This is a genomic window from Actinomadura sp. ATCC 39365 (genome assembly GCF_054392275.1).
The window spans coordinates 9,282,253-9,294,340 of sequence record NZ_CP184335.1 but is presented as its reverse complement, the minus strand read 5'-3'; the positions used below and the strand labels follow the sequence as shown (position 1 = coordinate 9,294,340).

Genomic DNA, 12,088 nt, shown 5'->3' with positions numbered 1-12,088 from the left:
CTGATCCGCCGGTGGGCGCCCCTACTCGGGGGCGTGGGCGGTGAAGCGGGGACGCAGGCGGTTCTCGTACAGGGTGAGGGCGGCGGCAATGGCCATGTGCATGTCGAGGTACTGGTAGGTGCCCAGGCGCCCGCCGAACCAGACGTCCCGCTCGCCCTTGGTCAGGTCGCGGTACCGGCGCAGCCGGGCACGGTCCTGCGGCGTGTTGATCGGGTAGTACGGCTCGTCGGCCCGGCCGGCGAACCGCGAGTACTCACGCATGATCACTGTGGCGTCGGACGGGTACCAGGTACGTTCGGGATGCAGGTGGCGGAACTCGTGGACGCGCGTCCACGGCAGGTCCTCGTCGGCGTAGTTGATCACCGACGTGCCCTGGAAGTCGCCGGTCGGCAGCACGGACGTCTCGAAGTCGAGCGTCCGCCAGCCCAGCTCGCCCTCGGCGTAGCCGAAGTAGCGGTCCAGCGGCCCGGTGTAGACGACGGGCACCGCACCGGCCAGGCTCTCCCGCAGGTCGAAGAAGTCGGCGCCGAGCCGGATCTCGATGTTGGGATGGTCGGCCATGCGTTCCAGCCAGGCGGCGTACCCGTCGGTGGGCAGGCCCTGGTAGAGGTCGTCGAAGTAGCGCCCGTCGAAGGTGTACCGCACCGGCAGCCGGCCGATGATCTCGGCGGGCAGCTCGGCCGGGGCCGTCTGCCACTGCTTGGCGGTGTAGCCCCGGATGAACGCCTCGTACAGCGGCCGGCCGATCAGCGAGATCGCCTTCTCCTCCAGGTTGCCGGCGCTGGTCACCTCGGCGGCCTGCCGGGCGACCAGGTCGCGGGCCTCGTCGGGGCTGAGGTGGCGGCCGAAGAAGGCGCAGATCGTGCCCAGGTTGATGGGCATCGGGTAGACCTGCCCCTTGTGCACCGAGTAGACCCGGTGCTCGTACGGTGTGAACGACGTGAACCTCTGGGCGTACTCCCACACGCGCGCGTTGGACGTGTGGAACAGGTGCGACCCGTACCGGTGGACCTCGATGCCGGTCTGCGGCTCGCGCTCGCTGTAGGAGTTGCCGCCGACGTGGTCCCTGCGCTCCAGCACCAGCACGCGCAGCCCCAGCTCGGTCGCGCACCGCTCGGCCACGGTCAGCCCGAACAGGCCGGAGCCGACGACGACCAAGTCGGCGTTCATGCGGCCGCGGGGACGAGCCGGTCGAGCCATCGCCGCACGGGCAGCGCCAGCACGACCCCGGCCAGGGCGAGGTGGACGAGGAAGAAGATCACCGCCACGGCGACGCTGGGCGGCCCGCCGACGAACACCGCGATGTGGGAGGCCCACGTCAGCGTGCCGGGCCGGCCCTGCGGCCAGTCACCGAGCAGCCACATCGACAGGTCGTTCAGCCCGGAGATCACGATCAGCACACTGGCGAGCCCGACCTTCACCACGCGGTCGGAGCGCGCCCCGCCCAGCCGGTAGGCGAACAGCACGGCCAGCACGGTGAAGGAGTTCATGAAGAGCATGAACTGGTAGAGCTCCGGGAAGGCGGCCTTCTGGTCGGCGGACTCGGCGTACGAGAAGATGTGCAGCACGTTGACCGTGTCCAGCACGCCCATGTACCCCACGACCAGCGCGCACATCAGCGCCATCCCCAGCCCCGGACGCCGGGGGAACCCGGCCACGGCCAGCACCGCGAACACCAGCGGGCTGACCTTCCACAGGGCTTCGAGCGGGTTGTCCAGAGTACGGTCGGGCGGCAGGATCACCATGATCAGGGTGGCCGCCCCGGCGCCCAGAACCGCGGGCGCCAGCCACAACCAACGCCTCAATGAACGACCTTCTCCGTGAAGAACGGTCCCAGGGCCAGGGCGTCCATGTCGGTCTTGAGGTAGCAGCGCACGGCGTCCTCAGGGGTGCACACGATGGGCTCCTCGTTGTCGTTGAACGAGGTGTTGACCACCATGGGCACGCCGGTCAGCTCGGCGAAGCGGGAGATCATCGCGTGGTAGCGCGGGTTGTCGGCCGCCGAGACCGTCTGGACGCGGGCGGTGCCGTCCTCGTGCGTGATCGCCGGCACCTTGTCCCGCTGGTGCTCCAGCACGTCGAACACGAGCAGCATGACGGGCGAGGGGTAGCCGCTGGCGAAGTACTCGCCGGCGTGCTCGGCCAGGCAGGAGGGCGCGAAGGGACGGAACGGCTCGCGGTGCTTGACCTTCTCGTTGAGCCGGTCCTTGGCGTCGGCGCGGCGCGGGTCGGCCAGGATCGAGCGGTTGCCGAGCGCGCGCGGCCCGCACTCCATGCGACCCTGGAACCAGCCGACGATCTTGCCGTCGGCCAGCGCCTGCGCCGTCGTGTCGTTGATGTCCTCGGTACGCCGGTAGTCGAGGCCGGCGTCCTGGAGCGCCCGCTCCATCTCCTCCTCGCCGAACTGCGGGCCGAGGAAGATGTACTCCTCGTCGCGCGGGCGGCGCATGCCGTACTTCTCCACGCCCAGCAGCAGCGCCGCACCCAGTGCCGAGCCGTCGTCGGCGGCGGCGGGCTGGGCGAAGAAGTCCTCGAACGGCGTCTCCAACAGGATGCGGCCGTTCATGACGCTGTTCAGCGCGACGCCGCCGGCGGTGACCAGGCGGGTCTGCCCGGTCTTGGCCTGCAGCCAGCGCGCCACGTGCAGGCCGGTGCGCTCCAGCGTGGCCTGCAGCGCGTACGCGACGTCGGCGTAGTGCTGGTTGGGGATGGCGCGCTCGCGCGGCCTGGCCGGGCCGAAGCGCGCCAGGAACTTCGACGACATCTGGTGCTTGCCGGTGGCGTGGTGCCGGAACCAGCTCAGGTCCAGCTCGAAGTGGCCGTCGGGGCCCAGTCGGACCAGGTCGGCGAAGTCGTCCACGTAGCGGTCGGTGCCGTACGCGGCCAGGCCCATGACCTTGCCCTCGTCCCGGGTGGGGTTGAAGCCGAGGTAGCCGGTGACGCCGGCGTACATGGCGCCCAGCGAGTGCGGGAACTTGATCCGGCGGATGTCGTGGATCCGGCCGCCCTTGCCCAGCCCGAGGTAGGTGGAGGTGCCGTCGCTGCCGATGCCGTCCCAGGTGATGATCGCCGACTCCTGGTACGGCGAGATGAAGAAGGCGCTGGCGGCGTGGGCGCGGTGGTGGTCCATCAGGTGGACCTTGAACTTGGTCCGGCCCCGGAAGTTCTGCGACTCGCGCAGGATCTTCTCCAGCGTGAACCCGCGCCGCAGGTGCAGCAGCAGCGCGCCGCCCACGTTGTAGTCGTCCGGGTGGGCCTGGCCCTTCTGGTCGGACAGCGTCTCCAGCAGGCCGCTGGCCTTGTCGCCGTAGTCGCCGGCGTCGTTGCGGAAGACGGCCAGGGTCTGAGGCAGGTGCCGGGCGAAGTGGGTGAGCGCGTGCAACGTCTCACGGGGCGCCTGCCAGTAGTAGGCGACGTGGTCGACGTCGGCCAGCGTGATGCCGGCCTCCTCCAGGCAGTAGCGCACGGCCTGCGCGGGAAACCGGCCGTCGTGCTTGACCCTGGTGAACCGCTCCTCCTCGGCGAAGGCCACGATCTTCCCGTCGGCCACCAGGGCCGCCGCCGAGTCGTGGACCTGGCTGATGCCGAGCACAAACATGAATGCCCCCTGACAATGCGCATGACCCAGCGGCCCCGCGTCGGAGAACTTCCTAACAAACCGGCCGGAAAGAAATCAATACCTATCTTTTTTCTGACACGTGCCGATATATTCCGCAACCGGGGTCGTAGCCGGGTGGGAATGCCCGGGCCCTGTCACGGGGTGAACCGGGGTTGATACACGTGGTGAAGACCGTTCCATGAATGAACATCCGCTTCCGGTTCCGCCGGACGGCCTGGCACTCACCGTGGTCGTTCCGTGCCTGAACGAGGCCGACAACATCCCTGACACCTATCGCGAAATCGCAGACGCGCTGGGTGACCAGGGCGAACTCGAAATACTCTTCGTCGACGACGGCAGTACGGACGACACGCTCGCGCGCATTCGCGTGATCGCCGAGAGTGACAATCGGGTGTCGTTCATATCGTTGTCCAGGAATTTCGGCGTCGAGGCCGCCTTCTCGGCCGGTTATCGGTATGCCCGCAACCCGTGGGTGCTGCATCTGGACGCCGACCTGCAGTTCCCGCCCACCGAGGCCAAGCGGCTGATCGAGCGGGCGGCCGACGGGTACGACGCGGTGTTCGGCATCCGCGTGGACCGCAAGGACCCCTGGCCGCGGCGGACCGCGTCGATCGTGCACGACTGGCTGGCGCGGCGGCTGCTGGGCATCGAGATCCCGCCGCGCGCCACGACGTTCCGCCTGGTCCGTACGGAGATCGCGCGCCGGATCGTGGACCTGCGGCTCGGCACGCCGTACTTCCTGGCCACGCTGCCGCGCCTGACGCGCGCCTGGACGACCGTGCCGACCGCGCACCGGCCGCGGGTGCACGGCTCGTCCAAGGTGACCGTGCGCGGGCTGGCCAGGCACTCGCTGGACCTCTTCTTCGGCTTCTCGTCGCGGCCCATCTCGGCCGCGGTGTGGGCGGGCCTGATCGGCCTGCCCGTGGCGCTGCTGGCCGGGATCACCGGCAGCGCGCTGCTGTTCGGGCTGGCGCTGGCCGCCGCCCTGTTCGGGCTGACCATGATGGCCCGCACGCTTCTGCACATCTCTCGCGGTCAGGCCCGTCCGCCGCTGTTCCTCGTACGGGAGGCCAACGTGCCGGTCGATTCCGCTGACCTGCTCGCCGGGAGGCTCACGTGACCGGCGCCCGCCGCACCATCGCGGTCCTCGGCGGCGCGGACGGCGCCATCAGCACCATCCGCGCCGCGGCCCGCCTCGGCGTGCGCACGATCTGCGTGGACATGCGGGCCGACGCCCCCGGCGTCGCGCACGCCGACGAGTTCCTCGACCTCAGCACCCGCGACGTGCCGCGGGTCGCGCGGGCCCTGGCCGAGCGCGACGACCTGGCCGGCGTGGTCTCCCCGGCCAGCGACGTCAACCTGCCCTCGCAGCTCGCCCTGGCCGCCCGGCTCGGCCTGCCGTGCGGGCTGTCGGAGGGCGCGGTGCGCGGCTCGGTCGACAAGGGCTGGTTCCGCGCGATGTGCGCCCGGCTCGGCCTGCCCGGCCCCCGCCACGTGAGCGGCGCCGCGGAGGACGTGCTGCGCGACGCCCCTGACCTGGGCTTCCCGCTCATGGTCAAGCCGGTGGACTCCTCCGGCAGCCGCGGCGTGTCGCTGTGCCGCGCGCCGGACGAGCTGCCCGAGGCCGTGGGGCTGGCCAGGGAGTGGTCGCTGTCCGGCCGCGTCGTGGCCGAGGAGTTCCTGGAGGGCGCCCACTACACGGCCGAGGCGTTCGTGATCGGCGGCAAGGTGGCGCTGATCGGCCTGGCCGAGCGGGAGCTGACCCCGCCGCCGCTGTTCATCACCGTCCAGCACACCATGCCGGGCCCGGACCACGTCACCGACGCCGTGCGCCCGATGCTCGACGCGGTCTGCGCCGAGACCGGTCTGCGCGAAGGGCCGCTCAGCGCCGACGTGCTGGTCACCGGGACGGGCGAGGTCGTGCTCGTCGAGATGGGCGCCCGCCTGGGCGGCAACGGCCTGGCCGAGCTGCTGGGCCTGGTCCACGGCGTGGACGTGGTCGAGCAGTACGTGTTGTCGGCCATGGGCGAGACGCCGTCCCTGACCCCGGCGGCGACCCGGTACGGCGCGGTCCGCGTGCTCGGCGCGGAACGCGACGGGAAGCTGGTCCGGGTGCACGGCGAGGAGCAGGTCAGGGCGCTGCCCGGCGTCGTCGACCTGGTGCTGGCCGCCGCCCCCGGCGACCACGTGGAGCGCTACACGCGGGCGGGCGCCAAGCTCGGCTACCTGACCGCCGCCGCCTCCGGCCGGGACGCCCTGGCCGGCGTGCTGGCCGAGGCCACCGGGCTGCTCCGCTTCGAGATCGGGGACGGCCTGTGAGCCATGGACTGGGCGTCGCCGTGCGGGAGGTGCGGCACGTCGTGGACGCCTTCCGCGCCATCCGCCGCCCGCGCGCCGAGATCGACCGGCTCACCCTCGACGGCCTGCGCGACCTGCTGGCCTTCGCCCGCGCGCACGTGCCGCACTACGCCGACCCGCGCTACGACGTGCCCCTGCGCAGCCTGGCCGACCTGGCCGAGCTGCCGATCCTGGACAAGGCCACCGTGCTGGACGGCGACCTGTCCCGCTTCCACACGCCCGGCCTGGGCGCCAAGGACTACCGGCTGGACCGTACGAGCGGGACCACGGGCCGCGTCCTGGAGGTCCGGCACGACGTGGCCGCCTACGGCTACCACGGCGCGACCATCTTCCGCCGCTTCCTGCTGTCGGGTTACCGGCCGTGGTGGCGGATCGCGCACATCAAGCCGTTCCCCCGCCCGCTGCGCTGGTTCCAGCGGCTCGGCCTGTTCCCGCGCACGGTCATCGGCGCCGGGCAGGGCGACGCGAAGATCCTGGCCGACGTGCTGAAGGTGCGCCCGCACCTGATCATGGGCTATCCGGTGGTGCTGCGCGGGCTGCTGCGCGCCGCCTCCCCCGCCGACGTGGCCCGGCTGCGGCGCACGCTGCGCATGGTCATGACCGACTCCGAACTGCTCACCGACGAGGTGCGCGAGCTGCTGACGAACGGCTTCGGCGTCCCGGTGTACGACGAGTACTCGGCCTACGAGGTGCTGACCGTCTCCACCCAGTGCGACCGGGGCGCGATGCACGTGGACGAGGACCGCGTCCGCCTGGAGATCGTGGACGACGACGGCGCGCCCGTGCCCGACGGCCAGGACGGCGCGGTCGTGGTGACCCACTTCAGGGAACGGGCGATGCCGCTGATCCGCTACCGCCTGGGCGACCGCGGCATGATCGTGCCGGGGGAGTGCGGCTGCGGCAACCGGTTCGTGCGCATGCGGGTGACCGGCGGCCGGTCCGACGACTACATCACCTTCCCCGGCGGCCACCGCGTCTACACGGCCACGTTCCTGTCGCTGGCCATGTGGACGCCCGGCGTGGCCGAGAGCATGGTCCGCCAGGACGCCGACGGCAACGTCACCGTCCACCTGGTCCCCGAGGCGGGCCGGGACTTCGACGAGGTGGCCGCGGCCTACCGGAACGGCCTGGCCAAGCAGGTGGGCGGCCCGGTCGAGGTGCGCTTCGAGCAGGCCGAACGGGTCACGCTCACCCCCGGCGGCAAGGGCAGGTTCGTCGAGTCGGCCCAGGCCGGCCCGTGACCGTGAGCCTGCGCCGCAGGCCGCCGCCACGCCTCGTGGCGGTGACGGCGGCCCTGTTCGCCGGGCGCGGCGCGTTCCGCGCCGCCCTGTGGACCGCCAACCTGGTGCTGCTCGGCCTCTGGGGCGCCGACGAGTTCGCCCTGTACGCCACCGCCAACGGCGTGTCGGGCTGGCTGCTGGCGCTGACGTCCAGCGGCATCGAGAAGGCGGCGCTCGCGCTGGTGCCGCGGCGCGGCGGGCAGACGCTGCGGCCGCTGTTCATGCTGCTGGCGGCCACGCCGTTCGCGCTGGCCGTGCCCGTGTGGCTGGCCCTGGCGGCGGCCGACCCCGGCGGCGCGCCCGCCCGGTACGCGGCGGCCGCCGCCTACGCCTGCGGGCTGGGCTGCTGCGCGGTCATGGCGGCGCTGAACCGGCTGCGCGGGCGGGCGCGGGCCGACGTGTTCGCCTACCTGACGCTCGCCGTCGCGCAGGCGTCCGGCGTCGGGCTGGTGGCCCTGACCGGGATGCGGGCCAACGCGCTGCTGGCCCTGCACGTCGGCGTGCTGGTCGTGCTGAACGCCGTGCTGGCGGCCGGGCTGATCCGCGGGCGCTCCGGCAAGGCGGACAAGGGCGCCTACCGGCCGGCCGTACGCGCGGCGGCGCTGCTCAGCGTCGGCGAGGTGACCGCCGTCGCGGCCACCTCGGTGACGTTCGCGTACTTCGCGCACCTGGACGACGCGCAGAAGACCAGCGTCTTCTACGTGTGGTCGGTGGCGCTGTCCGTGGTCGTGATGGGCGTGTCCTACCTGCTGCGCATCCTCCAGCCGCGGGTGGCGGTCTGGATCGAGGGCACGGGCGAGGCCGGCGCCCGCCGGATGGCGCGGCGCATCCTCGCGCCCGCCGTGCCGGCCGGCGCCCTGGCGGTGGTCGTGCTCGGGGTGGTGCTGGCGGGCGGCCAGCGGGGCATGGTGGCGACCGGCGCCGTGCTGCTGGCCGAGGCGGCGCTGACGGTGGCCGTGCTGCCCGCGTTCCTGCTGGTGGAGAACACCGACGACCGGGGACGGCGGCTGGCCGCGGTGGCCGCGTGCCTGCAGTTCGTGGTGGTCGCCGCCGCCGGTTGGTTCCTGGTGCCCGCCGCCGCGGCGTTCGGCGCGCTGCTGGCGTACTGCGCGGGCGAGGTGGTCAAGGGCGGCGTCATGCTGGCCACGCTGAAGAAGGAGACCTCATGAAGGGCTTGCCCAGCACGATCCCGGTGGTGCCGGTGGTGCGGAACCTGTACCTGGCGCGCTCGCGGGACCGGATGGACCCGGCCCGGCTCCAGGTCGTGCAGGACCGGCTGCTGACGGGGCTCGTCCGCCACGCGCACGCCAACGTGCCGTACTACCGCCGCGTGCTCCCGGCCGACGCCGTGGCGGCGCTGTCCACCGCCGCCGACCTGGCCGCCCTGCCGATGCTGGACCGGACGACGCTCCGGGACCTGCCGCCCGCCGAGCTGATGGCCGCCGGGTTCACCCCCGACAACACCCGCGAGGCGCCCACCAGCGGGTCCTCGGGCGTGCCCATCCGCCCCTTCTACTCCGAGGGCGACCTCGGCTACCTGCGTGCCACCTACCTCCAGGACCTGCTGGCCTCGGGCCTGCGTCCCTGGGACCGGATCGGCTACTTCCGGGTGGGCGAGTTCCGGCCGCACCGACTGCAGCGGCTCGGCCTGGCCCGTACGGTCCACGTCAACACCAGCCGGAGCCTGGACGAGCAGGTCGAGGCGTTCCTGCGCGGACGGCCGACGTTCCTGTGGGGCTTCCCCGGCTGCATCGTCACCCTCGTCGACGAGCTGCGCCGCAGGAAGATCGCCTACCGTGGCGTGCACACCGTCATCTTCGCCGGTGAGACGCTCACCCCCGAGGCCCGCGAGCACGTGCTGAACTACTTCGGGGCGCGCGGCCACGAAGTGTACGCCTCGGTGGAGGCGTACACGATCGGCCGCACCTGCCCCGAGGGCGCGATGCACCTGCGCTCGGCCGACGTGGTGGTGGAGGTGCTGCACGACGACGGCAGCGTGTCGCTGGCCGACGGCGAGGGCGAGGTCCTGGTGACCCGGCTGCACGCCGAGGCGATGCCGCTGATCCGCTACCGGCTCGGCGACCGCGTGCTCATCGAGCCGGACGACTGCCCGTGCCGCGCCTTCCACACCCCGATCATCCGCCGGATCCAGGGACGGACCGAGGACCGCGTGGTGGCCGCCGACGGGCGCACGGTGCACGCCAACTTCCTCACCAACCCGGCCGTGATGCCGACGGCGGGCGTGCGCGGCGTGCAGGTGCTCCAGTACCGGCCGGGCGCGGTGGAGATCCTGCTGGTGCCCTCGCCGTCGGCCCCCGCCGACCTGGCCGGGCGGATCCGCGACGCCGTGGCCGCCGTCGCCACGGACTTCGAGGTGACCGCGCGCACGGTGGACAGCATCACCCCGGAGCCCAACGGCAAGGTGCGGATGGTCAAGATCATGCACAACACCCCCGCCTCCTGACGGCGGCCGTTCGCCGCGGGTCTTCCGCCGTCAGCTCGGTCCGAGCCATTCGCGCAGGTCGGCGAGGTGGCCGAGTTCGGACTCGACGCGCCGCCTGTCGTCGGGGGTGAGCTCGATGCCGCGCAGGTCGGCCAGCCACGGCTCGGCCGGCTCGCCGAGCGCCGTGGCGAGATCGGCCAGGTGGCACAGGGCGATGGCCCGCTCGGCCGCCGGAGCCTGCGGGCCGTGCCTGCGCACGGCCGACTTGAGCGCCCGGTAGGCCTGCAGGTCGTCGTTCTTGAACTCGCGCAGGATCCGGGCGTTGTCGAGCGCCTTGGCCAGCCCCGTCAGCTTCGTGGAGCCGCCGTACTCCAGCTCGGCCGGCTCGTCCCGCTGGATGAACATGATCGAGTTCCCGGACGGGTCCATCAGCGTGAACCTGGACGCGCCGGGCCGGTAGCGGGTGATCCGCGGCAGGCCCGAGCTCAGCACCTTGCCGTAGGCCCGGCGCATGGCCGCGACCAGCGCGGCGTGGTACGGCGCCACGGCGTCGACCAGGACCAGGCACGCCCCGGTCGCCTCCCGGGCGGGGTCGAGCCCCTTCGGCGCGGGGCCGAAATGCAGGTCGAATCCGCTCCAGCGCATCGCCAGGTAGACGTAAGGACGGGTCTGCCGGTGGGTGACGGTGAACCCGAGCGCCTCGAAGAACTCCAGGGTCTGCTCGGGAGCGGGGCAGGGCAGCACCGGAACCGTCGTCTCGTTGGGACGGATCGCGGGCTCGGACATGGATTCCACCTTTCGGGTCATCCGACGATGCTGGCATCCATGACGGCCTCTCGCATGTGGATCGTTCCACGACGGTTCCGCGACCCCACCCGCCTGAATGCCGGTGCGGAATTGACCGAACAATGCGCTTTTCCCGACTTATTCGAATAGCGGCCGGGCGGAGGTGAATTTCCGGCGGTCCGCCCGCCCCGAATTCGCCGAGGAATTGTTTCCCTTGGTTCATGCGCGGGACAAATAATAAGCGGGTCCGCTCCGGGAAAAGAAGCGCCGATCACGTTTCGGTGACTCCGGCGGGTGGAGGCGCGCATCGAGCCTGGTGGAGTCCCGTTCGCGGATGTCCCGGCGAATCGCCGCCGGAGCGTGGGGGGCGGACCTTCCTTGACACCGCCTCCGACGGCCTTCTCCGCATGGAGGCCACTTTATCGGCCGACCGAAATTCCGGCCGGACGCATCCTTGAAGATCAAAAAGGACGGCGTCGCCTGATCAGGTCCGCCCCCCACGACCGGCCGGTCAGACGGGCAGGGCCGGGTAGTCGGTGTAGCCCGCGGCGTCGCCGCCGTAGAAGGTGGCCGCGTCCGGGGCGTTGAGCGGCGCGCCGGTCGCCAGACGGCGGGGCAGGTCGGGGTTGGCGAGGAAGAGCCGGCCGAAGGCGATCAGGTCCGCGGTGCCGTCCTCGATCAGCGCGAGGTCCTCCGGGCCGGTCGGGCGGTCGCCGGTGTGCGGGTTGAGGACGAGCGGGCCGGGGAAGAGCCGCCGCAGGGCGCGCGTCAGCTCCCGGTCGGCGGCCTCCATGACGTGCAGGTACGCCAGCCCCAGCCCGGATGTCCGGCCCAGCAGCTCCTCGTAGACCGGCCGCGGGTCGGGCTCGTGCATGTCGTTGTTCGGCATCCCGGGCGAGATCCGCAACGCGGTGCGGTCGCCGCCGATCGCGCCGGCCACGGCGGAGACGACCGCCACGGCGAACCGGGCGTGCCCGGCCGCCGAGCCACCCCAGCCGTCGGTGCGCCGGTTGGTGCCGGGGGCGAGGAACTGGTGGATCAGGTAGCCGTTGGCGCCGTGCACCTCCACGCCGTCGAAGCCGGCCTCGACGGCGTTGCGGGCGGCGTCCGCGAAGTCGGCGACGGTCCGCTCGATCTCGGGCTCCGTCAGCTCGCGCGGGGTGACGAACTCCTTGACGCCGTCGGGGGTGAAGAGCTGCCCGCGCGCGGCCACCGGCGACGGCGCGACGGGGACCGCCCCCTCGGGCAGCAGCACCGGATGGCCGATCCGGCCGGTGTGCAGGAGCTGGGCGAAGATCTTCCCGCCCGCCGCGTGCACCGCGCCGGTGACCTCGCGCCAGGCGGCGACCTGCGCGGCGCTGTGCAGGCCGGGCGTGAAGGGATAGCCCTGGCCGATCACCGACGGCTGGACGCCCTCCGTGACGATCAGCCCGGCGGAGGCGCGCTGGGCGTAGTACTGCGCGGTCAGGCTCGTCACCAGCCCGTCGCGGGCGCGGCTGCGGGTCATCGGGGCCATGACGACCCGGTTGGCCAGCTTCGTGCCGCCCACGGCGATCGGATCGAAGGCGATGGACATGGAGGTCTCCTTGCTGGAAGGGGTGG

General features: G+C 72.2%; 10 protein-coding genes. 5 read left to right on the top strand and 5 right to left on the bottom strand.

Going from position 1 to position 12,088, the window contains the following annotated elements; genetic code table 11:
- Window positions 1-21 precede the first annotated feature (21 nt).
- The 3 genes from glf to ACNF49_RS44645 are packed head-to-tail and all read right to left on the bottom strand — an operon-like array spanning window position 22 to window position 3,598.
- Window positions 22-1,170: a UDP-galactopyranose mutase gene (gene glf / locus ACNF49_RS44655; protein WP_482941515.1), complete on the bottom strand. Its 1,149-nt coding sequence runs from the start codon at window positions 1,168-1,170 to the stop codon at window positions 22-24.
- Complete coding sequence (locus ACNF49_RS44650) at window positions 1,167-1,805, bottom strand: hypothetical protein (protein ID WP_357978852.1); 639 nt, start codon at window positions 1,803-1,805, stop codon at window positions 1,167-1,169. The genes glf and ACNF49_RS44650 overlap by 4 nt, the downstream gene beginning before the upstream one ends.
- Complete coding sequence (locus ACNF49_RS44645) at window positions 1,802-3,598, bottom strand: carbamoyltransferase family protein (RefSeq protein ID WP_357978850.1); 1,797 nt, start codon at window positions 3,596-3,598, stop codon at window positions 1,802-1,804. The genes ACNF49_RS44650 and ACNF49_RS44645 overlap by 4 nt, the downstream gene beginning before the upstream one ends.
- Window positions 3,599-3,797: 199 nt before the next feature.
- On the opposite strand from ACNF49_RS44645, the gene ACNF49_RS44640 reads away from it, so the two are divergent.
- Genes ACNF49_RS44640 through ACNF49_RS44620 form a run of 5 tightly spaced genes read left to right on the top strand, consistent with a single transcriptional unit; the run spans window position 3,798 to window position 9,721 of the window.
- Entirely contained in the window at window positions 3,798-4,739 is a 942-nt protein-coding gene (locus ACNF49_RS44640) for a glycosyltransferase family 2 protein (protein WP_357978848.1), read from the top strand.
- Window positions 4,736-5,938, top strand: coding sequence for an ATP-grasp domain-containing protein (locus tag ACNF49_RS44635; RefSeq protein ID WP_482941514.1), 1,203 nt, complete (start codon window positions 4,736-4,738; stop codon window positions 5,936-5,938). The genes ACNF49_RS44640 and ACNF49_RS44635 overlap by 4 nt, the downstream gene beginning before the upstream one ends.
- Entirely contained in the window at window positions 5,935-7,218 is a 1,284-nt protein-coding gene (locus ACNF49_RS44630) for a phenylacetate--CoA ligase family protein (RefSeq protein ID WP_482941513.1), read from the top strand. Before ACNF49_RS44635 ends, ACNF49_RS44630 begins: the two co-directional genes overlap by 4 nt.
- Window positions 7,215-8,426 carry a hypothetical protein gene (locus ACNF49_RS44625; protein ID WP_357978842.1) on the top strand — a complete coding sequence of 404 codons (1,212 nt, stop codon included), beginning with the start codon at window positions 7,215-7,217 and terminating at the stop codon, window positions 8,424-8,426. Before ACNF49_RS44630 ends, ACNF49_RS44625 begins: the two co-directional genes overlap by 4 nt.
- Complete coding sequence (locus ACNF49_RS44620; RefSeq protein ID WP_357978840.1) at window positions 8,423-9,721, top strand: phenylacetate--CoA ligase family protein; 1,299 nt, start codon at window positions 8,423-8,425, stop codon at window positions 9,719-9,721. The genes ACNF49_RS44625 and ACNF49_RS44620 overlap by 4 nt, the downstream gene beginning before the upstream one ends.
- A gap of 30 nt (window positions 9,722-9,751) precedes the next feature.
- Here ACNF49_RS44620 and ACNF49_RS44615 read toward each other — a convergent pair whose 3' ends face one another.
- Both ACNF49_RS44615 and ACNF49_RS44610 read right to left on the bottom strand, forming a co-directional pair.
- Window positions 9,752-10,486 carry a DUF8817 family protein gene (locus tag ACNF49_RS44615; RefSeq protein WP_482941512.1) on the bottom strand — a complete coding sequence of 245 codons (735 nt, stop codon included), beginning with the start codon at window positions 10,484-10,486 and terminating at the stop codon, window positions 9,752-9,754.
- Window positions 10,487-10,997: 511 nt separating this feature from the next.
- On the bottom strand, window positions 10,998-12,062 hold the full coding sequence (locus ACNF49_RS44610) for an alkene reductase (RefSeq protein WP_482941511.1): 1,065 nt from the start codon (window positions 12,060-12,062) through the stop codon (window positions 10,998-11,000).
- Between the last annotated feature and the right edge of the window lie 26 nt (window positions 12,063-12,088).

Excerpts from the sequence above, each read along its gene's own strand:
- glf (WP_482941515.1), bottom strand. The coding sequence starts at position 1,170 with ATGAACGCCGACTTGGTCGTCGTCGGCTCCGGCCTGTTCGGGCTGACC.
- ACNF49_RS44645 (WP_357978850.1), bottom strand. The coding sequence starts at position 3,598 with ATGTTTGTGCTCGGCATCAGCCAGGTCCACGACTCGGCGGCGGCCCTG.
- ACNF49_RS44640 (WP_357978848.1), top strand. The coding sequence starts at position 3,798 with ATGAATGAACATCCGCTTCCGGTTCCGCCGGACGGCCTGGCACTCACC.
- ACNF49_RS44620 (WP_357978840.1), top strand. The coding sequence starts at position 8,423 with ATGAAGGGCTTGCCCAGCACGATCCCGGTGGTGCCGGTGGTGCGGAAC.
- ACNF49_RS44615 (WP_482941512.1), bottom strand. The coding sequence starts at position 10,486 with ATGTCCGAGCCCGCGATCCGTCCCAACGAGACGACGGTTCCGGTGCTG.
- ACNF49_RS44610 (WP_482941511.1), bottom strand. The coding sequence starts at position 12,062 with ATGTCCATCGCCTTCGATCCGATCGCCGTGGGCGGCACGAAGCTGGCC.